We start from the raw sequence: 23,856 nt of genomic DNA, 5'->3' as shown, positions 1-23,856 counted from the left end.
CCGTTACGTCGCCGTCTGGGGAAACCTGAAGGTTCGGGGATAAAATCGTTGTCAGTAGCACTCATTTTATCCTTATATTAGTATCATACTCTTAATCTTTGCTGAATCGAAGCAGCAACAAATTCATTCGCCCCATCTGCTTTTTATTTGCGCAAAGCCCGGCAGATCAAGTGTGAAAGCAGTTCCAACTGTCGGGCCGTTTCCATACTTAGCCAAACATAGCCGTGGATGGGGGTTTCAGCCACCGCGTCGCCCTGCTGCTCGTTCATTAGCTGCCGCAACTCGGCAGCAATATCATTCAGTTTACCGGTGTTTGCCAGTACCGGCTGCGGGTTGCCTTCAAACAACGCGTGGGCGATCGTTAGCAAGGTTTGCTGCGTCATCTGCTGGGTTTCACGCAATGTGTGCGCGTTAAGCATCACAAAATGGCTGGCGCGCGTCGCCCAGTGGGCATTGATTTGTAATTCAAGCATACAAACCAGATTACGGTTGATGGTCTGAATGGCCTCGAAAATAGATTTTTGTATCCGGATTTCTTTACTGGCGGGCGTTATCAGCCCGCGCATTTTGACGACATCGTTCAGCAACCGTTGCAAATGTTTATCTAACCGGGGGCGCTCCAGCAAATTCGGCGACAGCGCTGCCTGATACACCCGATTATACGCCGTGACGCAATGCGCCAGTTGGATGCGCCAGTGCAAAAAGGCGCGCTGGGGCCAGATGCCGGTAAACAACATTGCCAGTAGCGACCCCAAAATCACATCCCCGCCACGCCATAATGCCGTATCCATATCACCAGCGGGGGCGCCGACAACAACGGCGAGCGTTATGCCTATCAGTAGCGCCTGATACGGTTTTTTCCCTAAGGCCAGCCAGCCGCACAAAAACATCGCTATCGCACACCACACCAGCATCAGCGGTAAGGAAAAGAGCTCCAGGCGTAGCGCCACCAGCCCTAACGCCGCGCCCAGGATCGTACCGCCTATGCGCTCAAAAGCACGAGGCACTACATTTCCCCAGAATGAGATGGGCCCCATAATCACCACTAACGTGATTAGCGGCCATGTGCCCTCGGGAATAGAAAACAGACGAACCAGCAGAAAGGTAAGAATGAACGCCAGGGCGATACGTATGCCATGCACGATGCGATAATGACGGTACAACCGTATTTCAAAAGGGCTTAATGACTTATCGGCACGCACGCTTGCGCTCCTTACGGGAATGGCAAAAAATGCATTGTACCTGCTTTATAGCAAAAATAGCGCACTGGCGGACGGAACACATTATCCGTCCGCTCTTTTCAGACAGGAAACCAGTCGATCACTTCCGCTGTACCGGAATATACATTTCAATATCCCAGTATCCATCTTCCATGCCGTTATTCAGATAGGTTTCAAAACAGGGCGCAGAGGCTATCTGATAAGCGCTATCCTGCTCGAGGACGTCAAAAAACCGTTCCCACGGCTTCGCAAAGTCACGGTCTTCCACTCGCGCGACAGCAGTGGCATATTCGCCGCCTTCAATGGCGGTCACGATTACGCCTTCGCTATTGTCCGGCAGGATGAAATTCTCTGCCACGGACACCACGGTATCGCAGCGGAGTTTTTCCGCAGGTACGACATCTGGATTGTCGTAATAGACGGCAATCCATTCAACTGGCACGATCCGCTGTCGATCCACCCACGTCATCAGTTGTTCAAAACCCTGCTTCACGGTGTGTTCCCATGGACTGACCATGTGGAAACCGGCTATCTTGCGTTTTTGTTCCTGCCTGATTTCGTAATCCATGCTGCCTCCGTCACTTCACTATACTGTATTAACATACAGTATAATTACAGCCTTTTACGGTCACAAGGACAGCGTGATCATTTTGTGAGCAACCTCGCAATCCCGCCCTTTTGACACCTCAAATGACGGTGAACGGTGTGTGACAACGGCTTACGCTTTATGCTGAAAATAGTCGCTCAGACGAGAGAACATACCGCCTTTACCCACCGATTCCAGAGTGACCAGCGGCCACTGAGCGATCAGTTTATCCCGATCGTAGAGCTCTATTTCACCTACCTGTTGATGAGCAGCGATTGGCGCCTCCAGCTCTTTTCTATCCAGCACATATTTTGCTTTGATATGCGGAATTTCCGCTTTAGGCAGCGCCATCCAGAAATCCTGTTCCGTACCCAGCGCAATCTTTTCTTTGTCTCCATACCAGATTCGCTCGCTGCCCACTTTTTTACCGCTGTGCAAAATCTGCACCGTCGCAAAGTTTTGCTGGCCCCACTGCAACAGTTTTCGCGCCTGTTCCTCACGACCTTTCGAACTTTTCGCTCCCATCACAACGGCAATAAGTCGGCGCTGCCCGTCCACCGCCGATGCGATAAGATTAAATCCCGCCCCCGATGTGTGTCCGGTTTTAAGCCCATCGATATGCATGGTCTTATCCCATAACAAGCCGTTGCGGTTCTGCTGTGTGATGCCGTTCCAGGTCAGGCTTTTCTCGCTGTACATGTGATAAAATTCAGGTTCGCCATGAATAATCGCCCGGGAGAGTACGGCCAGATCATACGCGGAGCTATGTTGTCCCGGCGCATCCAGACCGTGGACGGTTTCAAAATGGGTATCCTGCAAATTGAGTTTTTTCACATAGCTGTTCATCATCGCCACAAACTGCGGCTGCCCGCCCGCGATATAATCCGCCAGCGCCACACAGGCATCGTTACCGGAATCCACAATTAAGCCACGGCTTAAATCGCGTACCGACACGCGATCCCCTTCTTTTAAAAACATCAACGAGGAGCCGACAAACACCGGATTATCCTTCGCCCAGGCGTCGCGCCCAACGGTGACGATATCGTCAGGGCTGATACGATGACTATCGATGGCGCGATCGACGACGTAGCCCGTCATTAGCTTGGTAAGGCTGGCGGGATTACGTTGCTGGTGTTCATTACCGGCGGTAAGAACCTGTCCCGTAGTGTAATCCATCAACACCCAGGCGCCTGCATCAATGGCTGGCGGTTGGGGAGCAAAACTTACGGCATCGGCCGCAAGCGCAGGAGAAAGGTGCATCGCGAATAAAGAAGCGGCAATAAACAAACGGCGTTTCAACAGCATGTCCTCAGGATGGTCTCTATTTGCCGTTCTTTTTACGGAAGTTCAGTTAAACAAACATGGATAAATTGCAAGAAAATGTGACACAAGGCACATTTTCTTGCTGACATTATTTTATGGATACGCTCAGACGGCGGAATTATCCCCGCGCGGCGCGGTACGATGACGATGATAGCCGTCAACCATGCTACGGAAAATTTGTCCCGGCGTGTCGCCAAGAGTACACAGATAGAGATGCGCGCAAATAAACAGTAAGCCGATGATAGCAAGCGCCATATGCAGCACCAGCATCACAGGGCCCAGACCCGCAACCTGCGGATAGAGACACAGCAAACCGGTGATGATTAACAGCGGTACCAGCGCGTACATAATCGCCAGATATGCCAGTTGTTGCAGTGGATTGAACTTATTCTGCTCTGTTGCCGCGAACGGATGCGCTTCCCCTTTCATAATGCCAAAAAGGTAAAAACGCGTCTGGCGTATGCAGCGCGTTACCAGTCCGGAAAAATTTACCCGATAGTGACGCCCGTTACCTGTGGTGAGGTTGATCAGCACAAACCCGACCCAGAAAGCCAGTAAGGCAAAACCACACCAGGTATGCACTTGTACCATTAGCGCTACAGGGCCGAGAGAAAAATGACCAAATAAACCGCTTAACAGTAATAAAACAAACAGTAACGCATTTCCCCAATGCCAACGGCGAATCGCCAGCGAGTAGAGATAGTCACGATGCTCTTCGCCGCCCGCCGTTTTTGGCGCCAGCATCCGGCGCAATAACGCATGGATAACCAGCCCAACAAGCATGAGCAGCACCACGACGCCTGCGTAAATTAACCACAGCGGCCAATAATCTGGCGCATAATGTAGTTCCGCTCCCCAGATAGTATTCATGCTTTACCCTCCTGATGGATTTCTTTACGACGGTACAGACTGACCGCGCCGCTACGCGCTTCCTGCTGGCGATAGACCTCTTTCTGACCGACCCAGCGCTGGATCTCGCTCTCATCCAGTCTGCCGAATTTCAGCGCGTCCGTTGGGCAAACGGATACGCACGCCGGAGACTGGCCAGCCGCCAACCGCGTGTCGGCACAGAAGTTACACTTGTCGGCGACGCCGGTTTGCGGATTCAAATAGCGCACATGGAAAGGACACGCGGCAACACAATAATCGCAGCCAATACAGCGCGATTTATCCACCTGCACGATCCCGTTTTCATCACGATATGACGCTCCGGTAGGACAAACGCTGACACATGGCGCATTTTCACAGTGCTGACAGGAGACGCGGACAAATTGAAAATGGGTTAGTGCGTTGGATGCCTGTTCAGGGGCGCGAATTTGTACCTGTACGCGGCTAAATCCCTCCGGTACGTCATTAAGCACTTTGCAGGCAACGGTACACGCCTGGCAGCCGATACAACGTTTTTCATCATGCAGCATGACGTACTGATTCGTTAAATGATTCATGGTTCCCTCCTCCCTCATGCCCGGCTCAGCGTCACGCCTGCGGTATGCACTACCGTACCGGATACCGGACTCGTCACGTGCGGCAGTAAATTTCCGCAGTGGATACCGTGTGTCGTCGCCGCCGTTTTGGCCCCAGCTTTAGCGCCAAATCCCATATAGACAAAAAGCGTGTCCGGGCGGATACCGGGCGTCACCAGCGCCTTACCTTTCTCTTTACCCGTGGCATTTTCCAGCCAGATCTCATCGCCGGTCTTAATGCCTTTTTCTTGCGCCGTTTGCGGATGAACCCAGACCGCGTTATCCCACATTAGCTCGCTGAGTAAAGGTACGTACTGCGTCGCGCCATTGGTATGCACGGCCACCTTGCCCTGAATGAAGTAAAGCTCATTCTCTTTTTTCAGCGCAAAGTCACGAACGCGCGGAACGCCGTAGCCAGGGAGCAATTCCTCCAGGGTTGCGGAATAAAGTTCGATTTTGCCGGAGGGCGATTTGAAGCGAAGCTGTTCGCCATAGGTGTTGTCACTGTCCGTCGCGATAGCGCCGGGGTAACGCGCCGTAAACTGACGAACGGATTCTGGTTCGCGTAATAGCAGCGGAACGCCCCATTCGAGATACCCTTTCTGTCGCAGTTCCTTCGCTAAGGCATGGTCGCCGTTCAACTGATAGAGTTGGCGCGTCTGCATATCCTGCCACGGATAGTACTGCCCTAATCCCAACTGCTCGCCAAGTTCTTTCCAGATTTGCCAACTCGGACGCGCCTCGCCAATCGGCTCTACGACCTGTTGGCGCAGAGCGTAAGCCGGGTGCAGTCCCGACATATCGGATACCTCTTCGTCCCGTTCGAGATAGGTGCATTCCGGCAGCAGATAGTCGGCATATGCCGCGCTCTCGCTCAAATAGACATCGCAGCTGACCACCAGATCCAGTTGCTCAACGGTTTTTACCAGGTCCGAACGACAGGTGACGGTCTGGAAAGGATTATGCCGCGACATAATCCACGCCTTTATCGGGTAAGGCTTCTGGGTTAACACCGCGTCAATAATGCTTTGCACCACGCCGCCGCCAGCGGCGATATATTTAAACTGCGGTGCGACCAAATCGATGCGTTGCGCCGTCGGTTTCGGCATATTTTTAATGTTGAGTTTCGCCAGCGTTGGCGCGACCTTTTCTCCGGCCAGTTTATTGTAAACAGACGCGTTTTTTTTCTGATATAGCCCGCCTTCGCGCTCAATATTACCGAGCAGCACATTAAGCGTAAAAATCATACGCCGCATATCGATCTCTTCCTGCGAGAACGTCGCGCGATGACCAGGACTGACGATAGCGTGAGGCGCGCAGGCGGCCAGTTCGCGTGTCACCCGGACAATGACGTCGGCTGGGACATCGGCCTGCGCGGCGGCCCATTCCGGCGTCGTCTCTTTTACCGCCTGTACTAACTGTTCAAATCCGCTGGTATAACGCTCAACAAAAGACGCATCGTAGAGTTGTTCATCAATCATGACGTGGCACATCGCCAGCAGAACCGCTAAATCCCCCCGGGACGAATAGAGTGCCACTCATCCGCCTTGCTGGAAAATATCGACAGACGCGGATCGAAGCTCACCATTTTGGCCCCCTTCTCCTGCGCGGTCATTAACTCATGGGTATCGGCAACTTCAATCCCTTCATACAAATTGTGGCCAAACGAAACCAGATAGCGCGTGTTAGCGATATCCATCGCCAGATCGCCGCCCATCATCACTTTTGCCGCAATGGCTTTCCCGGCAGGGCACGTTGAGGCGTGCGTAAAGGTATTAGGCGAACCAAAGGCCGTAGCCAGATGGAAAAGATGGCTGGAAAGCGAGCCCGATTTGGAAGAGAAAGCCACGGTCTCGGGGCCATGCTGCGCTTTGATGGCATTCATTTTCGCCGCGATTTCCTGGTAAGCCTGTTGCCAGCTAATCACCTGCCATTCACCGTCGCCGCGTGGCCCGGTGCGTTTCATAGGTTTTACAATCCGTTGCGGGTCATTGACCAGGCTGACGCCGCTCCCGCCCCTGGCGCATATGCGCGTCCCCTGCTGCGGCGCAGAAGGATTGCCCTGGATGAAAACGGTCTTGTTATTGACTACCTGCGCCTGAATAGGGCAACGAAAGGAACACATTTCGCACAAGCTTGGTGTTAGCGTGGTTTTACCGCTAATGCCGGCAATCGGGTTGCGCGCCAGCGCCCCGGGCGGAAAAGCGCCCAGCGCGCAGGCAGAGCAGCCGATGCCCACCCCCTGCAAAAAAGAACGACGACTAATGCTCATATAACCTCCTGTTATTAGATATAGCTGAAGATTATATTTAATTTGTATTATGAAATGTCGGCTTCAATCACAATTTGAAATAGTTGTTAAAATGAACACGCCAACACGATAAGACCTTTTATTTTATAAATATTTTACATTTCCTGAACACGCACATGGACTGTCATTGAATAATCAGCAGATTACCAAACAACCCGCTGTTAATTATAAAAATGATACAATTCCAATAACACGTAATAATATTTAAAAGAAAACGATTATTTCCTGAAAAGCGATTTCACGCGCTTTACGCAGTTCTTTCTCATACGCGCCGGAACGTCCGCCGACGATATCCCGAATACCGGCGAAAACGTTGGTTGCGCATCGAAGCGGGTTTAGTTTTGCGCGCACACGGGCTTCGTTACCCGACCCGCTCTCTTATGCCTGGATTTTTCCGCAGATACGTCAGCGTCCCATAATATGGTGACATGATGACAGGATGGACACTTTCTGAAAGAAACCTGCCAGATAACATGGTGAATTGTGATCTCCATCGCCATACCGACATATGAAGCTTACTTTTAAGGCGTTAAAAATCCAGACCGTTTTTCCATAATGATGTTGATAAGGAATTCTAATGAAGATATCATCAGGCGCAATTAATTTTTCTACTATTCCTAACCAGGTTAAAAAATTAATTACCTCTATTCGTGAACATACGAAAAACGGGTTCGCCTCAAAAATAACCAGTGTTAAAAACACGCATGCTTCTTTAAATGAAAAAATTAAAACAGGAAAGAGCTCATCGATTGAGTTCGCGTTACCACAAAAAATAAAAGACTTCTTTCAGCCGAAAGATAAAAACACCTTAAACAAAACATTGATTACTGTTAAAAATATTAAAGATACAAATAATGCAGGTAAGATAAATATTTCAGCAGAAGATGTCTCAAAAATGAATGCAGCATTCATGCGTAAGCATATTGCAAATCAATCACGTGATTATAATTACAGAGTGACAGGTGCGGCCCCGCTCCCCGGTGGAGTCTCTGTATCAGCTAATAACAGGCCCACGGTTTCTGAAGGTAGAACACCACCAGTATCACCCTCCCTCTCACTTCAGGCTACGTCTTTCCCGTCATCACCTGCCGACTGGGCTAAGAAACTCACGGATGCAGTTTTACGGCAGAAAGCCGGAGAAACCCTTACGGCCGCAGATCGCGATTTTTCAAACGCAGATTTCCGTAATATTACATTCAGCAAAATATTGCCCCCAGCTTCATGGAGCGAGACGGCGATATTATTAAGGGGTTCAACTTTTCAAATTCAAAATTTACTTATTCTGATATATCTCATTTACATTTTGACGAATGCCGATTCACTTATTCGACACTGAGTGATGTAGTCTGCAGTAATACAAAATTTAGTAATTCAGACATGAATGAAGTGTTTCTACAGTATTCAATTACTACACAACAACAGCCCTCTTTTATTGATACAACATTAAAAAATACGCTTATACGTCACAAAGCCAACCTCTCTGGCGTTATTTTACATGAACCGGATAATTCATCACCTCCGTCAGTATCAAGGGGCGGAAATTTTATTCGTCTAGGTGATATCTGGCTGCAAATGCCACTCCTTTGGACTGAGAACGCTGTGGATGGATTTTTAAATCATGAGCACAATAATGGTAAAAGTATTCTGATGACCATTGACAGCCTGCCCGATAAATACAGTCAGGAAAAAGTCCGGGCAATGGAAGACCTGGTGAAGTCATTGCGGGGCGGCCGTTTAACAGAGGCAGGTATCCGGCCTGTTGAAAGTTCGCTGGTAAGCGTACTGGCCCACCCCCCCTATACGCAAAGCGCGCTTATCAGCGAGTGGATCAGGCCTGTTCAGGAACGTTTTTTTGCCCACCAGTGCCAGACCTATAATGACGTTCCCCTGCCGGCTCCTGACACATATTATCAGCAGCGCATACTGCCTGTGTTGCTGGATTCGTTTGACAGGAACAGCGCCGCCATGACCACTCACAGCGGACTCTTTAATCAGGTGATTTTACACTGTATGACAGGCGTGGACTGCACTGATGGCACCCGCCAGAAAGCTGCAGCGCTTTATGAACAGTATCTTGCGCACCCGGCGGTGTCTCCCCACATCCATAATGGACTCTTCGGCAATTATGACGGCAGCCCGGACTGGACAACCCGCGCCGCAGATAATTTCCTGCTGCTTTCCTCCCAGGATTCAGACACGGCGATGATGCTCTCCACTAACACGCTGTTAACAATGCTAAACCCCACTCCTGACACTGCATGGGACAACTTTTACCTGCTGCGAGCCGGAGAGAACGTTTCCACCGCGCAAATCTCTCCGGTAGAGTTATTCCGTCATGACTTTCCGGTGTTTCTCGCCGCATTTAATCAGCAGGCCACGCAGCGACGCTTTGGGGAGCTGATTGATATCATCCTCAGCACTGAAGAGCACGGGGAGCTGAACCAGCAGTTTATTGCCGCCACGAACCAGAAACATTCCACCGTGAAGTTGATTGATGATGCCTCAGTGTCGCGTCTGAACACCATTTTTGACCCCTTGCTTCCTGAAGGCAAACTCAGCCCGGCACACTACCAGCACATCCTCAGTGCTTATCACCTGACGGATGCCACCCCACAGAAGCAGGCGGAAACCCTGTTCTGTCTCAGTACCGCATTCGCACGCTATTCCTCCAGCGCTATTTTCGGCACTGAGCATGACTCTCCGCCGGCCCTGAGAGGCTATGCGGAGGCGCTGATGCAGAAAGCCTGGGAGCTGTCTCCGGCGATCTTCCCGTCCAGCGAACAGTTTACCGACTGGTCCGACCGTTTTCACGGCCTCCATGGCGCCTTTACCTGTACCAGCGTTGTGGCGGATAGTATGCAACGTCATGCCAGAAAATATTTCCCGAGTGTTCTGTCATCCATCCTGCCACTGGCCTGGGCCTAGTCCAGCCTCAACCCGCATGAAATTAAGGGACACAGCGTTGTGTCCCTCTGTACATAGACCCGTTTTAGTCCATGCATTTTTTGAGATCCCGGCCAGATTGCCCCTGGCCTAAATTCCATACAGTACTAAATCAGAATCAGTAATTTCAGATGGACCGGAATATGGTTTACCATAGAGGGAGCGTAGTTTAGTGTCGCTGATGGTCATTTTAGTATTTTGTACTCAATGATTTTAATGTTTATGTACTCACCATCGCATGTACGAACATTAGCAACAATATCAATTGGTGTACAAATACAATCAATCAACGACAAAATAAAAGAATAAAATATTTCATATACAGATAACATCAGGCGTGTACATCAAGTGACAGTTAAAAACGACAGCATACAGAGCACATTCCTCTTCCACGATTACGAAACCTTCGGTACGCATCCGGCCCTCGACAGACCTGCGCAATTCGCCGCGCTCCGTACGGATAACGACTTCAACGTTATTGGCGAGCCGGAGGTGTTTTATTGCAAACCCGCCGATGATTATCTACCGCAGCCCGGCGCGGTGCTGATTACCGGCATCACGCCGCAGGAAGCGCGTGAGAAAGGAGAAAACGAAGCCGCTTTCGCCAGACGCATTCATGCGCTGTTTACCGTTCCTAAAACCTGCGTTGTGGGCTACAACAATGTGCGCTTTGATGATGAAGTCACGCGCAATATTTTTTATCGCAACTTTTACGATCCCTATGCCTGGAGCTGGCAGCATGATAATTCACGTTGGGATCTATTGGATGTCATGCGCGCCTGTTATGCGCTGCGCCCGGAGGGAATTAACTGGCCGGAAAACGACGACGGCCTGCCCAGCTTTCGTCTGGAACATTTAACCCAGGCGAACGGGATCGAACACAGCAACGCGCATGATGCGATGGCGGATGTCTACGCCACTATTGCGATGGCGCAACTGGTGAAAACACGCCAGCCTCGACTGTTTGATTATCTTTATAGCCACCGCAGTAAACATAAACTGGCGGCGCTGATTGACGTTCCGCAGATGAAGCCGCTGGTGCATGTCTCCGGCATGTTTGGCGCGTGGCGCGGTAATACAAGCTGGGTCGCGCCGCTGGCGTGGCATCCTGAAAACCGTAACGCGGTGATCATGGTCGATTTAGCAGGCGATATTTCTCCTCTTCTTGAGCTGGACAGCGACACCCTTCGCGAGCGGCTTTATACGGCCAAAGCCGATCTTGGCGATCACGTCGCAGTGCCGGTAAAGCTGGTGCATATCAATAAATGTCCGGTACTGGCGCAGGCGAATACCTTGCGCCCGGAGGATGCCGACCGGCTGGGAATTAACCGCCAGCACTGCCTGGATAACCTGAAAGTGTTGCGTGAAAACCCGCAGGTCCGCGACAAAGTGGTGGCGATTTTCGCCGAAGCCGAACCTTTTGCCGCCTCGGATAACGTTGATGCCCAGCTCTATGATGGTTTTTTCAGCGATGCCGATCGCGCAGCCATGAAAATCGTACTCGAAACCGAGCCGCGTAACCTGCCCGCGCTGGACATTACCTTTGTCGATAAGCGCATTGAGAAGCTGCTGTTTAATTACCGCGCACGCAATTTTCCCGGTACGCTGGATGACGCAGAGCAGCAGCGCTGGCTGGAGCATCGCCGTCAGGTGCTGACGCCGGAGTTTTTACAACAGTATGCCAATGAATTGCAGATGCTTTCTCAGCAGTATGCGGAAGATAAAACGAAGCTGGGGCTGCTGAAATCACTGTGGCAGTACGCAACCGAGATTGTGTAATTGACCAATGCCTGACGGGCAGTGTTAATCCAGAGCGGATAAAGAGTGACGCCGCCATCCGGTAAACGTGCTGGATGACAAACAAAAAACCGGAGGCAGTGCCTCCGGTTTTACTATTGCCGATAATACGTGCGATTACGCGACGTCTTCGTACTGTGGAACCGGGTTGCGGAAGCTTTTAGTTACGCACGCCAGATAAATCAGCCCGATACCCGCCCAGATCAGGCCCAGTACCATTGAGCTCTCTTCCAGGTTAACCCACAACGCACCAACCGTGAGCGCGCCGCACATCGGCAGGAACAGATACTGGAAGTGATCTTTCAACGTTTTATTACGCTTCTCACGGATCCAGAACTGCGAAATCACCGACAGGTTAACAAAGGTAAACGCGACCAGCGCACCAAAGTTAATCAGCGCCGTCGCCATCACCAGGTCAAAATTAATCGCCAGCAGCGCGATCGCCCCGACCAGGATGATGTTCATCGCTGGCGTACGCCATTTCGGATGAACGTAACCGAAGAAGCTTTTCGGGAATACGCCGTCGCGCCCCATCACGTACATCAGGCGCGCTACGCCTGCATGCGCCGCCATACCGGAAGCCAGTACGGTGATAGTAGAGAAGATCAGCGCGCCCACCTGGAAGGTTTTACCCGCCACGTACAGCATGATTTCCGGCTGAGACGCATCCGGATCTTTAAAGCGAGAGATATCCGGGAAGTACAATTGCAGGAAATAGGTTGCAAAGATGAAGATCAGGCCGCCAATCAGCGCGGTCAGGAAAATCGCACGCGGGATCACGCGCTCAGCATCTTTGGTCTCTTCCGACAGGTTACTGATGCCGTCAAAGCCGGTAAAGGAGAAGCACAGGATCGTCGCTCCCGTAATCATCGGGATAACGTGCGCATCGCCGGACCAGAACGGACGGGTGCTCGCCAGCGTACCGGCGCCTTCGCCTTCAAATACGCCATAAACCACCATGCCCAGAATGACCGCAATCAGCACCACCTGTAGCACTACAATCACGGTGTTGAAGTTAGCGACCGATTTGAGGCTGCGCAGGTTAAAGGCCGTCATAAAGGCCACCAGCGCCACAACAAACACCCATGACGGAATGGAGGGCACCAGCGCTTCAAAATAAATTTTCGCCAACAGAATGTTGATCATCGGCGCGAACAGATAATCGAGCAGAGAAGACCAACCCACCATAAAGCCAACGGTCGGGCTGATGGATTTCTGGGCATAGGTATACGCCGAACCCGCGGAAGGGTAGCGACGCACCAGTTTCCCGTAGCTCAACGCCGTAAACAGAATCGCGATTAACGCGAATGCATACGCCGTCGGTACGTGACCGTCAGTGAGGCCTGAAACGATACCAAATGTATCGAACAGCGTCATCGGCTGCATATAGGCAAGACCCATCATTACAACCGGAACTAACGTAAGCGTTTTACGTAATTCCACGCGAGAGGTGTTTGGAGTAACGTTATGCGACATGGTCATTCTCCTTTACGGCGAATGCCGTCGCGTAAGCAAAAAATTGCCCCATTTTCTGGATTCCTCAGCGACAACAACTGTCGATTTTTAAGTAAGTATCTATCCGGTACGAAGCCCGGCCTCTTGGTATTGAATGATGTGTTTGAAGCAAAAAAATAACCGACGCGTATTAAAACGTCGGTTAGTGTCATTTTTTGCAAGCGGCGTATTCTGCCCTAAATTGAAGTGAAATGACAAGAGAATGCGAGCGCGTTCAAAAAATTATTTTTCATAAGCGATTGATTTTTAAACCGGCGATTTTGCATACACCCCAGCAATAGCATTATTTGCTAAAATTTCATCCCGCCACCAGCCGCTGGCCAGCCCGGCGGTCTGTTCATTCCAGCCAACCCACACCGGTTCATAGACGATTTGCGCTACAACTTTCTTCTCTATAAGCGCGCCGCTTTCCAAAAATCGCTGCGCCAGATAACGCGGTAAATAGCCGCATCCCAGGCCGCTAATTTGCAGCTCCAGCTTGGTTTTAAAATCAAACACGGTAATCGCTTCCTGAGCGTCGAGCAGTTCAGACCCTATTGATCGCGAGGAATGGACGCTATCGCCAACCACAATCGCGCGAAAACGTTTGATCGTCTGGCGGCTAAGCGGTTCCTCTTCATGAACCAGCGGATGATGCGGAGCGACAGCAAACACCAGTTCAAGATCGCCCAGTCTTGCAAAGCCAAAGCCGGTGTCAGGCGGCGGCGCGCGCATGGCGCCAACAATAATATCCGCCCTTCCCTGCGTCAGCGTCTCCCATGAACCGCCGAGAACGCCATTAACAAATTTAAGGCGCGTTACGCTGTGGCGTTGATAAAAAGCGTCGATAAGCGGGGCCAGAAGAGAAAAGGGAAAGGTATCATCCACACCGATGACCAGTTCGTTCTCCCAGCCTTCATGCAGTTTAATCGCCTGCTTTTCCAGCTCGCGAACGGTGTGCAGCACTTCACGGCCTTTTTCCAGTAGCATCTTACCGGTTCGCGTAAATCGCGCGCGATGCCCGCTACGGTCGAGCAGTTGGATATTAAGATCGTTTTCCAGCTTATGAACGGTATAACTGAGGGCGGACGGCGTTTTAAATAATTTTGCCGACGCCGCCGCGAAGCTGCCTTCTTTTTCTAACGCATCAAGAATAATCAGAACGTCCAGCAGTGGTTTCATACTCGTCCCCTTGCGCTATATGGCGACCACCTGCTGGACAGCGACTCACTCCATCGGCATCACCAGCGGATCGGGATATTGATATTCAAATCCCAGCTCATTACAAATCCGGCTACCGTCGATAATCTTCCCTTTGCCGTTGTCCGGTGCGTCACGAAAATGCGGCGGCGCCATTCCCAGCAAGCGCGTCATTTGCGGATAAAACACGTTGCGGGCTGGATGCGCCGGCGCACATATATTATAGATGTGCCCTCCTTTCGGCGCCTGTAGCAAGAGGGTAATTGCGCCAACCACGTCTTCAAGATGCACCAGATTGACCCCGTGTTGACCATCCGGCGCGGTTTTTCCGGCAAAGAAACGTCCGGGATGGCGTCCAGGCCCGACCAACCCCGCCAGCCGCAGAATATCTACTGACGTGCCCGGCAGATTATGCAGCCAATCTTCCAGTTCCTTCAGGGTACGCCCGCTGGCCGTGACCGGATTACGCGGCGTATTCTCTTTCACCACGCCTTGCGCATCGCCGTAAACAGACGTCGAACTGGTAAAAATAATACGCGGGATACGATAAGCCAGCGCGCTGTCGACCAGCTCCTGCATCGCCTGCAGATAAAAATCCTCTCCTGGACCGCTACGGCGCGCGGGCAGTGTTATCACCAGCGCATCGACATCCAGCAGAGCGTCAAGATCGTCCGCCTCACAGACCAGCTCCGGCTCCAGACGCAGCGGATAGCTTTCAATTCCACTCATACGGGCCGCTTCCACCCCGTCAAGGGTGGTTTTGCTGCCGGTAACCTGCCAGCCTCTCGCTGCCAGCGACATTGCCAGCGGCATGCCTAACCAACCTAAACCGACAATTGCGACCTTTTTCATCCATTTTCTCCTGACTTTAACGCCTTATACATAAGGCTACGCCAGCCCGCCGTGACTGACAATTCATACTATAAATGCGAAATGAAAAAAGCGCTTGCTTTAAGGCGTAAAAGTGGTTTAGGTTAAAAGGTATCAAATGAATAAGCATTCATCGGAATTTTTATGACACGCGTTCAATTTAAACACCACCATCATCCTGACTAGTCTTTCAGGCGATGTGTGCTGGAAGACATTCAGATCTTCCAGTGGTGCATGAACGCATGAGAAAGCCCCCGGAAGATCATCTTCCGGGGGCTTTTTTTTGGCGCGCGATACAGACCGGTTCAGACAGGATAAAGAGGAACGCAGAATGTTAGACAACACCCGCTTACGCATAGCTATTCAGAAATCAGGCCGTTTAAGCGATGATTCACGAGAATTGCTGGCCCGCTGCGGCATAAAAATTAATTTACACACTCAGCGCCTGATTGCGATGGCGGAAAACATGCCGATTGATATCCTGCGCGTGCGTGATGATGACATTCCGGGTCTGGTGATGGATGGCGTGGTCGATCTCGGCATTATCGGCGAGAACGTGCTGGAAGAAGAGCTACTCAACCGCCGCGCACAGGGCGAAGATCCACGCTATTTAACCCTGCGCCGTCTTGACTTCGGCGGCTGCCGTTTATCGCTGGCAACACCGGTTGACGAAGCCTGGGACGGCCCGGCCGCGCTGGACGGTAAACGTATCGCTACCTCATATCCGCACCTCCTCAAACGCTACCTCGACCAGAAAGGCGTCTCTTTTAAATCGTGTCTGTTAAATGGTTCTGTCGAAGTCGCGCCGCGCGCGGGGCTGGCCGACGCTATCTGCGATTTGGTCTCTACCGGCGCGACGCTTGAAGCTAACGGCCTGCGTGAAGTCGAAGTTATCTACCGCTCTAAAGCCTGTCTGATTCAGCGCGACGGTGAGATGGCACAGAGCAAGCAAGAGCTGATCGATAAATTGCTGACCCGTATTCAGGGCGTGATTCAGGCGCGCGAATCGAAATACATCATGATGCACGCGCCAAGTGAACGCCTGGAAGAGGTTATCGCCCTGCTGCCAGGCGCCGAAAGGCCGACAATTCTGCCGCTGGCGGGCGAGCAACAGCGCGTGGCGATGCACATGGTCAGCAGCGAAACGCTGTTCTGGGAAACCATGGAGAAACTGAAAGCGCTTGGCGCCAGCTCGATTCTGGTACTGCCGATCGAGAAGATGATGGAGTGATCTGACGCCTGATGGCGCTGCGCTTATCAGGCCTACGTAATGCGTTGTTATTTTGGGTTCTGTAGGCCGGATAAGGCGGAACCCTGTGATGGAGTATAGACCATGAGCTTCAATACCCTGATTAACTGGAACAGCTGTAGCCCTGAACAGCAGCGTGCGCTGCTGACGCGTCCGGCGATTTCCGCCTCTGACAGTATTACCCGGACGGTCAGCGATATTCTGGATAATGTAAAAACGCGCGGTGACGATGCCCTGCGTGAATACAGCGCTAAATTTGATAAAACAGAAGTGACAGCGCTACGCGTCACCCCTGAAGAGATCGCCGCCGCCGGCGCGCGTCTGAGCGACGAATTAAAACAGGCGATGGCCGCTGCCGTCAAAAATATTGAAACGTTCCATTCCGCGCAGACGCTACCGCCTGTAGATGTGGAAACCCAGCCAGGCGTACGTTGTCAGCAGGTTACGCGTCCCGTCGCGTCTGTCGGTCTTTATATTCCCGGCGGCTCGGCTCCGCTCTTCTCAACGGTGCTGATGCTGGCAACGCCGGCGCGCATTGCGGGATGTCAGAACGTGGTTCTGTGCTCGCCGCCGCCCATCGCTGATGAAATCCTCTATGCGGCACAACTGTGTGGCGTGCAGGAAATCTTTAACGTCGGCGGCGCGCAGGCGATTGCCGCTCTGGCCTTCGGCAGCGAGTCCGTACCGAAAGTGGATAAAATTTTTGGCCCCGGCAACGCCTTTGTAACCGAAGCCAAACGTCAGGTCAGCCAGCGTCTCGACGGCGCGGCTATCGATATGCCAGCCGGGCCGTCTGAAGTACTGGTGATCGCAGACAGCGGCGCAACACCGGATTTCGTCGCTTCTGACCTGCTCTCCCAGGCTGAGCACGGCCCGGATTCCCAGGTGATCCTGCTGACGCCTGATGCTGACATTGCCCGCAAGGTGGCGGAGGCGGTAGAACGTCAACTGGCGGAACTGCCGCGCGCGGACACCGCCCGGCAGGCCCTGAGCGCCAGTCGTCTGATTGTGACCAAAGATTTAGCGCAGTGCGTCGCCATCTCTAATCAGTATGGGCCGGAACACTTAATCATCCAGACGCGCAATGCGCGCGATTTGGTGGATGCGATTACCAGCGCAGGCTCGGTATTTCTCGGCGACTGGTCGCCGGAATCCGCCGGTGATTACGCTTCCGGAACCAACCATGTCTTACCGACCTATGGCTATACTGCTACCTGTTCCAGCCTTGGGTTAGCGGATTTCCAGAAACGGATGACCGTTCAGGAACTGTCGAAAGCGGGCTTTTCCGCTCTGGCATCAACCATTGAAACATTGGCGGCGGCAGAACGTCTGACCGCCCATAAAAATGCCGTGACCCTGCGCGTAAACGCCCTCAAGGAGCAAGCATGAGCACTGAAAACACTCTCAGCGTCGCTGACTTAGCCCGTGAAAATGTCCGCAACCTGGTACCGTATCAGTCCGCCCGCCGTCTGGGCGGTAACGGCGATGTCTGGCTGAACGCGAATGAATTCCCGACAGCGGTGGAGTTTCAGCTCACCCAACAAACGCTTAACCGCTACCCGGAATGCCAGCCAAAGGCCGTGATTGAAAACTACGCGCAATATGCTGGCGTAAAGCCGGAGCAGGTGCTGGTCAGCCGCGGCGCGGATGAAGGGATCGAGCTGGTGATCCGCGCCTTCTGTGAACCGGGGAAAGACGCCATTCTCTACTGTCCGCCCACTTACGGTATGTACAGCGTCAGCGCCGAAACCATTGGCGTAGAGCGCCGGACGGTTCCCGCGCTTGAAAACTGGCAGCTGGATCTACAGGGGATTTCCGACAACCTTGACGGCACAAAAGTGGTATTCGTTTGTAGCCCCAATAACCCCACCGGGCAACTTATCAACCCGCAGGATCTGCGCACGCTGCTGGAGTTGACACGCGGTAAAGCGATAGTCGTCGCCGACGAAGCTTATATTGAGTTTTGCCCACAGGCCACGCTGACAGGCTGGCTGGTTGAATATCCTCATCTGGTTATCCTGCGCACATTGTCGAAAGCTTTTGCGCTGGCGGGTCTGCGCTGCGGCTTTACGCTGGCTAATGAAGAGGTGATCAACCTGCTGTTAAAAGTGATCGCCCCTTATCCGCTTTCTACGCCAGTGGCGGATATCGCCGCCCAGGCGCTGAGCCCGCAGGGAATAAACGCAATGCGCGATCGCGTGGCGCAGACAGTGCAGGAACGTCAGTATCTGGTGAATGCCCTGCAACAGACCGCCTGCGTAGAACACGTCTTTGACTCTGAAACCAACTATATTCTGGCGCGGTTTACCGCCTCCAGCAACGTGTTTAAATCCTTATGGGATCAGGGCATTATCTTACGCGATCAGAATAAACAACCTTCTTTAAGCGGCTGCCTGCGGATTACGGTCGGCACCCGCCAGGAAAACCAGCGCGTCATTGACGCCTTACGTGCGGAGCCAGTATGAGTCAGAAGTATCTTTTCATCGACCGGGACGGAACCTTGATTTCCGAACCGCCAAGCGATTTTCAGGTAGACCGCTTTGATAAACTGGCCTTTGAGCCAGAGGTGATTCCCGTATTGCTGAAGCTGCAAAAAGCCGGTTTTAAGCTGGTGATGATCACTAACCAGGATGGACTTGGCACGCAAAGCTTCCCGCAGGCGGACTTCGACGGACCGCATAACCTGATGATGCAGATTTTCACCTCTCAGGGCGTATGCTTTGATGAGGTGCTGATCTGCCCTCACCTGCCCGCAGACGACTGCGACTGCCGCAAGCCCAAAGTGAAGCTGGTGGAGCGCTATCTTGCGGAACAAGCAATGGATAGCGCCAACAGCTATGTGATTGGCGATCGTGCGACCGATATCCAGCTCGCTGATAACATGGGCATTACTGGTTTACGCTATCACCGTGAAACGCTGAACTGGACGATGATTGGCGAACAGCTAACGAAACGCGATCGCTATGCACATGTGGTCCGCAACACCAAAGAGACACAGATTGATGTCAGCGTCTGTCTGGATCGCGAAGGCAACAGCAAGATTAATACCGGCGTCGGCTTCTTTGACCATATGCTCGATCAAATCGCCACCCACGGCGGCTTTCGCATGGAGATTGCCGTTAAGGGCGATCTCTATATCGACGATCACCACACGGTAGAAGATACCGGACTGGCGCTCGGTGAGGCATTAAAACTGGCACTCGGCGACAAGCGCGGTATCTGCCGTTTTGGCTTTGTACTACCGATGGATGAATGTCTGGCGCGCTGCGCGCTGGATATTTCCGGTCGTCCGCATCTGGAATATAAAGCTGAATTTACCTACCAGCGTGTGGGCGATTTGAGCACAGAGATGATTGAACACTTTTTCCGCTCACTCTCTTACACGATGGGCGTCACTCTGCATCTCAAGACTAAAGGTAAAAACGATCACCACCGTGTCGAAAGTTTGTTTAAAGCCTTTGGTCGGACGCTACGCCAGGCTATTCGCGTGGAGGGCGATACATTACCGTCCTCGAAAGGAGTGCTGTGATGAACGTCGTCATCCTTGACACCGGCTGCGCCAATTTAAGCTCGGTAAAATCCGCCGTGGCGCGCCACGGTTACACCCCAGTGGTCAGCCGCGAAGCGGAAATCGTATTACGCGCTGACAAACTCTTTCTGCCCGGCGTCGGCACGGCGCAGGCCGCTATGGATCAACTGCGCGAACGTGAACTGATCGACTTAATTAAAGCGTGTACTCAGCCGGTACTGGGTATCTGCTTAGGGATGCAACTGCTGGGTCGTCGCAGCGAAGAGACGCGCGGCGTGGATCTGCTGAACATTATCGAACAAGACGTGCCGAAAATGACCGACTTTGGTCTGCCGCTGCCGCACATGGGCTGGAATCGCGTGTATCCGCAGGCGGGCAACCGGCTGTTTCAGGGCATTGAAGATGGCGCCTATTTTTACTTTGTTCACAGCTACGCGATGCCGGTCAACCCGTGGACTATCGCCCAGTGCAATTACGGCGAGCCGTTTACCGCGGCGGTACAGAAAGATAATTTCTTCGGCGTACAGTTCCATCCGGAACGTTCGGGCGCGGCGGGCGCACAGTTGCTGAAAAACTTCCTGGAGATGTAATGATTATTCCGGCATTAGATTTAATTGACGGCACCGTGGTGCGTCTCCACCAGGGCGACTACGCCCGGCAGCGGGAGTACGGTAACGATCCCCTACCCCGTTTGCAGGATTACGCCGCCCAGGGCGCCGGGGTGCTGCATCTGGTAGATCTGACCGGCGCTAAAGATCCGGCTAAGCGACAGATACCGCTGATTAAAACCCTGGTCGCGGGCGTGAACGTGCCTGTTCAGGTCGGCGGCGGCGTGCGTACCGAAGAAGACGTTGCGGCATTACTGAAAGCTGGCGTTGCCCGTGTGGTCATCGGTTCAACGGCGGTGAAATCCCCTGACGTGGTGAAAGGCTGGTTTGAACGTTTTGGCGCGCAGGCGCTGGTACTGGCGCTGGACGTTCGCATAGACGAACACGGCAACAAGCAGGTGGCGGTTAGCGGCTGGCAGGAAAATTCCGGCGTCTCGCTGGAACAACTGGTGGAGACCTATCTCCCCGCCGGTCTGAAACATGTACTGTGTACCGATATTTCTCGCGACGGCACGCTGGCGGGCTCTAACGTGTCGCTGTATGAAGAGGTATGCGCCAGATATCCGCAGATCGCCTTTCAATCCTCCGGCGGTATTGGCAATATCGATGATATTGCCGCCCTGCGCGGCACCGGCGTGCGCGGCGTGATTGTCGGACGCGCGCTGTTGGAAGGGAAATTTACCGTTAAGGAGGCCATCCAATGCTGGCAAAACGTATAATTCCGTGTCTGGATGTTCGTGATGGTCAGGTGGTGAAAGGCGTACAGTTTCGCAACCATGAGATCATTGGCGATATCGTTCCGCTGGCCAAACGCTATGCCGACGAAGGCGCGGACGAACTGGTGTTCTATGACATTACCGCCTCCAGCGATGGTCGCGTAGTCGATAAAAGCTGGGTGGCGCGCGTTGCCGAGGTGATCGACATTCCGTTTTGTGTAGCGGGCGGCATCCGGTCAATTGACGACGCCGCCAAAATTCTTTCTTTCGGGGCGGATAAGATCTCTATCAACTCCCCGGCGCTGGCTGACCCAACGCTGATTACCCGTCTGGCTGACCGTTTTGGCGTACAGTGTATTGTCGTCGGGATTGATACCTGGTTTGACGACGCCACGGGGAAATACCATGTTAACCAGTATACCGGCAATGAAAACCGTACCCGCGTGACGCAGTGGGAGACGCTGGACTGGGTGCAAGAGGTACAACAGCGCGGCGCGGGGGAAATCGTCCTGAATATGATGAACCAGGACGGCGTGCGTAACGGTTACGATCTGACGCAGTTGAAAAAAGTCCGTGACGTTTGCCGCGTGCCGCTGATCGCCTCCGGCGGCGCGGGCACGATGGAACACTTCCTTGAGGCATTCCGTGATGCCGATGTCGACGGCGCGCTTGCCGCCTCCGTTTTTCACAAGCAAATCATCAATATTGGCGAATTAAAAGCGTACCTGGCAGGCCAGGGCGTGGAGATCAGGATATGTTAACAGAGCAACAACGCCGCGAGCTGGACTGGGAAAAAACCGATGGCCTGATGCCAGCCATCGTGCAACATGCGGTATCCGGCGAAGTATTGATGCTGGGCTATATGAACCAACAAGCGCTGGACAAAACCATTGAATCCGGCCATGTTACGTTCTTCTCACGCACGAAACAGCGTTTATGGACCAAAGGCGAAACCTCAGGCCATGTGCTGAATGTCGTCAGCATTGCGCCGGATTGCGACAACGATACACTGCTGGTGCTGGCAAACCCTGTCGGGCCGACCTGCCACAAAGGTACCAGCAGTTGCTTTGGCGACGCCAGCCATCAGTGGTTATTCCTGTATCAACTGGAGCAGCTACTGGCAGAGCGCAAAACCGCCGATCCGGCCAGCTCTTACACGGCGAAACTGTACGCCAGCGGTACCAAACGTATTGCGCAAAAAGTTGGCGAAGAAGGTGTAGAAACCGCGCTGGCGGCCACCGTCAATGATCGTTTTGAATTAACCAATGAAGCGTCTGATTTGATGTACCACCTGCTGGTGCTGTTGCAGGATCAGGATCTCAACCTCACCACCGTGATCGACAATCTTCGTAAGCGCCATCAATAAGCGTAAAAAAACCGGGCAATGCCCGGTTTTTTAATGAGAAATTTTACCTTTCGAAGCCGACCACCATCCGGCAAAGAAGCTTACAAGGCTTTTGGCTTATAGCTATGTAGCGCATTGCGCCCCAGCACAATCCCGGCGCCGATCATCCCGCCCAGCAACACAGCCAGCACGAGGGTAATGGCTGTTTTCGGGCTATCGCGACGGACCGGCAGCGTCGGCTTCATCACATAACGATAGACGTGCACCGTATCGGCAGTCACTTTCAGATTTTTAATGTCCAGCAGTGTCTGCTTCGTCTGGTAATAGGCCGGAGAAAAGACCAGTGGACGCGTCGCTTCGTTCTGTATCATCGATTTTAGCGCATCGCTCCCCAACAGGAACATCGTGTCCTGGGTAACATCCTGGGTTTGCTGAATCTGCGGCTGCGTGATTTTGGCCTCATCCGCATAGCGCAACGCTTCTTCGATTTGCTTAATACGCAGATCTTTTTGTTCCTGCGCCACAACTTCCTGCGTCTCAAGGGACTCCTGCAACGTTTTGGTTTGCAGCGTGATGTTATCTTTCAGGTCAACTTCCAGTTCCTTAGCAACCTCTTCATCCACCTGTTGGATATATTCCGCCAGCCGACGCTGCGCCCCTTCAGCGGTAGTACTCACATAAGAAACCGAGAGCGGCAGCGTCTGCCCCTTTACCGACTGTTCAATGGTGAGCTTTTCCCGCTCTTTCTGATTATCCAGCGCTTCCGATAATGCGGAAAACGCAGAACTAAAGCGGCTTATAAAATTCGCCTGCACTTCAGAGATTTTGGGGGCATTCCCGCCATACAAGACGTTGAGCGCGTTGGTATAGGTGGCAACCTGCGCGGCATCAGGTTGGGTAATAATCGCCGTGGATGTCCATTTTTCTTTGGCTATCATCAGGTAGCCTACGGCCAGCAAAATGGCGATAATAACGGCTACAATAATGGTCATCTTCCCACGCCATAACTGTAGCAATAACTCAATCAAATCAATCTGTTCCGGATCGTTCCCACGCCCGGAAGACGTATTACTATCCACTGTCATAGATACCCTAACTAAAAAAAGGATGAAGCTGGAGACAGTGTAGTCATAAAGCAAATATATGCCATAGGATTAATGATAAAAATCAGACATTATTTCCATATGGTCAATAAATCATCG

General features: G+C 52.5%; 19 protein-coding genes, 4 pseudogenes and 1 other annotated feature. Of the genes and pseudogenes, 10 read left to right on the top strand and 13 right to left on the bottom strand.

Annotated features, from left to right (window positions below; all coding sequences use genetic code 11):
• Window positions 1–143 precede the first annotated feature (143 nt).
• The 7 genes and pseudogenes from ACLJRU_RS05575 to ACLJRU_RS05545 all read right to left on the bottom strand — a co-directional run.
• Window positions 144–1,202: an FUSC family protein gene (locus tag ACLJRU_RS05575; RefSeq protein WP_001200853.1), complete on the bottom strand. Its 1,059-nt coding sequence runs from the start codon at window positions 1,200–1,202 to the stop codon at window positions 144–146.
• Window positions 1,203–1,320: 118 nt separating this feature from the next.
• Window positions 1,321–1,788, bottom strand: a complete 468-nt coding sequence (sbmC, locus tag ACLJRU_RS05570) for a DNA gyrase inhibitor SbmC (RefSeq protein ID WP_023235044.1) — start codon at window positions 1,786–1,788, stop codon at window positions 1,321–1,323.
• A gap of 150 nt (window positions 1,789–1,938) precedes the next feature.
• On the bottom strand, window positions 1,939–3,111 hold the full coding sequence (gene dacD / locus ACLJRU_RS05565; RefSeq protein WP_000925042.1) for a serine-type D-Ala-D-Ala carboxypeptidase DacD: 1,173 nt from the start codon (window positions 3,109–3,111) through the stop codon (window positions 1,939–1,941).
• 123 nt (window positions 3,112–3,234) lie between these two features.
• Window positions 3,235–3,999 (bottom strand): thiosulfate reductase cytochrome B subunit, encoded by a 765-nt coding sequence (gene phsC / locus ACLJRU_RS05560; RefSeq protein WP_001092554.1) that lies wholly within the window; start codon window positions 3,997–3,999, stop codon window positions 3,235–3,237.
• Complete coding sequence (gene phsB / locus ACLJRU_RS05555; protein ID WP_001016235.1) at window positions 3,996–4,574, bottom strand: thiosulfate reductase electron transport protein PhsB; 579 nt, start codon at window positions 4,572–4,574, stop codon at window positions 3,996–3,998. Before phsB ends, phsC begins: the two co-directional genes overlap by 4 nt.
• 14 nt (window positions 4,575–4,588) lie before the next feature.
• Window positions 4,589–6,864 (bottom strand): annotated as a pseudogene (gene phsA / locus ACLJRU_RS05550) (thiosulfate reductase PhsA).
• A gap of 258 nt (window positions 6,865–7,122) precedes the next feature.
• Window positions 7,123–7,218, bottom strand: a pseudogene (locus ACLJRU_RS05545) (heavy metal-binding domain-containing protein); the annotation flags it as partial.
• A 262-nt stretch (window positions 7,219–7,480) separates the two neighbouring features.
• Between ACLJRU_RS05545 and sopA the strand changes: the two are divergent.
• Window positions 7,481–9,828 (top strand): annotated as a pseudogene (sopA, locus tag ACLJRU_RS05540) (SPI-1 type III secretion system effector HECT-type E3 ubiquitin transferase SopA).
• Window positions 9,829–9,957: 129 nt separating this feature from the next.
• On the opposite strand, the pseudogene ACLJRU_RS05535 reads toward sopA, so the two are convergent.
• A pseudogene (locus tag ACLJRU_RS05535) lies at window positions 9,958–10,035 on the bottom strand (hypothetical protein); the annotation flags it as partial.
• A 159-nt stretch (window positions 10,036–10,194) separates the two neighbouring features.
• Here ACLJRU_RS05535 and sbcB point away from each other — a divergent pair.
• The gene (gene sbcB / locus ACLJRU_RS05530; RefSeq protein ID WP_000216702.1) at window positions 10,195–11,625 is read left to right on the top strand and encodes an exodeoxyribonuclease I; all 1,431 of its coding nucleotides are present in this window, start codon (window positions 10,195–10,197) and stop codon (window positions 11,623–11,625) included.
• A 135-nt stretch (window positions 11,626–11,760) separates the two neighbouring features.
• Here the strand turns inward: sbcB and plaP are convergent, their stop codons facing one another.
• The 4 genes from plaP to ACLJRU_RS05510 all read right to left on the bottom strand — a co-directional run bounded on the left by plaP (window position 11,761) and on the right by ACLJRU_RS05510 (window position 15,189).
• Window positions 11,761–13,119: a putrescine/proton symporter PlaP gene (gene plaP / locus ACLJRU_RS05525; protein WP_001519005.1), complete on the bottom strand. Its 1,359-nt coding sequence runs from the start codon at window positions 13,117–13,119 to the stop codon at window positions 11,761–11,763.
• Window positions 13,109–13,171 (bottom strand): membrane protein YoeI, encoded by a 63-nt coding sequence (gene yoeI / locus ACLJRU_RS05520; RefSeq protein WP_096335044.1) that lies wholly within the window; start codon window positions 13,169–13,171, stop codon window positions 13,109–13,111. The genes plaP and yoeI overlap by 11 nt, the downstream gene beginning before the upstream one ends.
• 233 nt (window positions 13,172–13,404) lie before the next feature.
• Entirely contained in the window at window positions 13,405–14,319 is a 915-nt protein-coding gene (locus tag ACLJRU_RS05515) for a LysR family transcriptional regulator (RefSeq protein WP_000803316.1), read from the bottom strand.
• Window positions 14,320–14,364: 45 nt separating this feature from the next.
• Window positions 14,365–15,189: an SDR family oxidoreductase gene (locus tag ACLJRU_RS05510; protein WP_000754712.1), complete on the bottom strand. Its 825-nt coding sequence runs from the start codon at window positions 15,187–15,189 to the stop codon at window positions 14,365–14,367.
• Window positions 15,190–15,368: 179 nt separating this feature from the next.
• Window positions 15,369–15,492: a sequence feature (His leader region), on the top strand.
• 46 nt (window positions 15,493–15,538) lie between these two features.
• Here ACLJRU_RS05510 and hisG point away from each other — a divergent pair.
• From hisG to hisIE, 8 genes are all read left to right on the top strand, one after another.
• The gene (gene hisG, locus ACLJRU_RS05505) at window positions 15,539–16,438 is read left to right on the top strand and encodes an ATP phosphoribosyltransferase (RefSeq protein WP_000886603.1); all 900 of its coding nucleotides are present in this window, start codon (window positions 15,539–15,541) and stop codon (window positions 16,436–16,438) included.
• A gap of 102 nt (window positions 16,439–16,540) precedes the next feature.
• Window positions 16,541–17,845, top strand: coding sequence for a histidinol dehydrogenase (gene hisD / locus ACLJRU_RS05500; RefSeq protein WP_000009632.1), 1,305 nt, complete (start codon window positions 16,541–16,543; stop codon window positions 17,843–17,845).
• Window positions 17,842–18,921 (top strand): histidinol-phosphate transaminase, encoded by a 1,080-nt coding sequence (hisC, locus tag ACLJRU_RS05495; RefSeq protein WP_000102714.1) that lies wholly within the window; start codon window positions 17,842–17,844, stop codon window positions 18,919–18,921. Before hisD ends, hisC begins: the two co-directional genes overlap by 4 nt.
• Entirely contained in the window at window positions 18,918–19,985 is a 1,068-nt protein-coding gene (gene hisB, locus ACLJRU_RS05490; protein ID WP_001540361.1) for a bifunctional histidinol-phosphatase/imidazoleglycerol-phosphate dehydratase HisB, read from the top strand. Before hisC ends, hisB begins: the two co-directional genes overlap by 4 nt.
• Window positions 19,985–20,575: an imidazole glycerol phosphate synthase subunit HisH gene (gene hisH, locus ACLJRU_RS05485; RefSeq protein ID WP_001103591.1), complete on the top strand. Its 591-nt coding sequence runs from the start codon at window positions 19,985–19,987 to the stop codon at window positions 20,573–20,575. Before hisB ends, hisH begins: the two co-directional genes overlap by 1 nt.
• Window positions 20,575–21,312 (top strand): 1-(5-phosphoribosyl)-5-[(5-phosphoribosylamino)methylideneamino]imidazole-4-carboxamide isomerase, encoded by a 738-nt coding sequence (gene hisA / locus ACLJRU_RS05480; protein WP_187790674.1) that lies wholly within the window; start codon window positions 20,575–20,577, stop codon window positions 21,310–21,312. The genes hisH and hisA overlap by 1 nt, the downstream gene beginning before the upstream one ends.
• A complete protein-coding gene (gene hisF / locus ACLJRU_RS05475; protein ID WP_000880128.1) occupies window positions 21,294–22,070 on the top strand; it encodes an imidazole glycerol phosphate synthase subunit HisF in 777 nt (258 codons plus the stop codon). The genes hisA and hisF overlap by 19 nt, the downstream gene beginning before the upstream one ends.
• On the top strand, window positions 22,064–22,675 hold the full coding sequence (gene hisIE, locus ACLJRU_RS05470; protein WP_000954852.1) for a bifunctional phosphoribosyl-AMP cyclohydrolase/phosphoribosyl-ATP diphosphatase HisIE: 612 nt from the start codon (window positions 22,064–22,066) through the stop codon (window positions 22,673–22,675). The genes hisF and hisIE overlap by 7 nt, the downstream gene beginning before the upstream one ends.
• Window positions 22,676–22,755: 80 nt before the next feature.
• Here hisIE and wzzB read toward each other — a convergent pair whose 3' ends face one another.
• Complete coding sequence (gene wzzB / locus ACLJRU_RS05465; protein WP_023235045.1) at window positions 22,756–23,739, bottom strand: LPS O-antigen chain length determinant protein WzzB; 984 nt, start codon at window positions 23,737–23,739, stop codon at window positions 22,756–22,758.
• Between the last annotated feature and the right edge of the window lie 117 nt (window positions 23,740–23,856).

Origin of the sequence: Salmonella sp. SAL00653 (assembly GCF_046552515.1) — a bacterium.
Classification (GTDB): Bacteria; Pseudomonadota; Gammaproteobacteria; order Enterobacterales; family Enterobacteriaceae; genus Salmonella; species Salmonella enterica.
Note: the sequence above shows the minus strand (reverse complement) of the source record. Positions and strands in the feature narration are given on the sequence as shown.

Coding starts and splice junctions, on each gene's coding strand:
- sbmC (WP_023235044.1), bottom strand. CDS start 1,788: ATGGATTACGAAATCAGGCAGGAACAAAAACGCAAGATAGCCGGTTTC.
- dacD (WP_000925042.1), bottom strand. CDS start 3,111: ATGCTGTTGAAACGCCGTTTGTTTATTGCCGCTTCTTTATTCGCGATG.
- phsC (WP_001092554.1), bottom strand. CDS start 3,999: ATGAATACTATCTGGGGAGCGGAACTACATTATGCGCCAGATTATTGG.
- phsB (WP_001016235.1), bottom strand. CDS start 4,574: ATGAATCATTTAACGAATCAGTACGTCATGCTGCATGATGAAAAACGT.
- plaP (WP_001519005.1), bottom strand. CDS start 13,119: ATGTCGCATAACGTTACTCCAAACACCTCTCGCGTGGAATTACGTAAA.
- ACLJRU_RS05515 (WP_000803316.1), bottom strand. CDS start 14,319: ATGAAACCACTGCTGGACGTTCTGATTATTCTTGATGCGTTAGAAAAA.
- ACLJRU_RS05510 (WP_000754712.1), bottom strand. CDS start 15,189: ATGAAAAAGGTCGCAATTGTCGGTTTAGGTTGGTTAGGCATGCCGCTG.
- hisG (WP_000886603.1), top strand. CDS start 15,539: ATGTTAGACAACACCCGCTTACGCATAGCTATTCAGAAATCAGGCCGT.
- hisD (WP_000009632.1), top strand. CDS start 16,541: ATGAGCTTCAATACCCTGATTAACTGGAACAGCTGTAGCCCTGAACAG.
- hisC (WP_000102714.1), top strand. CDS start 17,842: ATGAGCACTGAAAACACTCTCAGCGTCGCTGACTTAGCCCGTGAAAAT.
- hisB (WP_001540361.1), top strand. CDS start 18,918: ATGAGTCAGAAGTATCTTTTCATCGACCGGGACGGAACCTTGATTTCC.
- hisH (WP_001103591.1), top strand. CDS start 19,985: ATGAACGTCGTCATCCTTGACACCGGCTGCGCCAATTTAAGCTCGGTA.
- hisA (WP_187790674.1), top strand. CDS start 20,575: ATGATTATTCCGGCATTAGATTTAATTGACGGCACCGTGGTGCGTCTC.
- hisF (WP_000880128.1), top strand. CDS start 21,294: ATGCTGGCAAAACGTATAATTCCGTGTCTGGATGTTCGTGATGGTCAG.
- hisIE (WP_000954852.1), top strand. CDS start 22,064: ATGTTAACAGAGCAACAACGCCGCGAGCTGGACTGGGAAAAAACCGAT.
- wzzB (WP_023235045.1), bottom strand. CDS start 23,739: ATGACAGTGGATAGTAATACGTCTTCCGGGCGTGGGAACGATCCGGAA.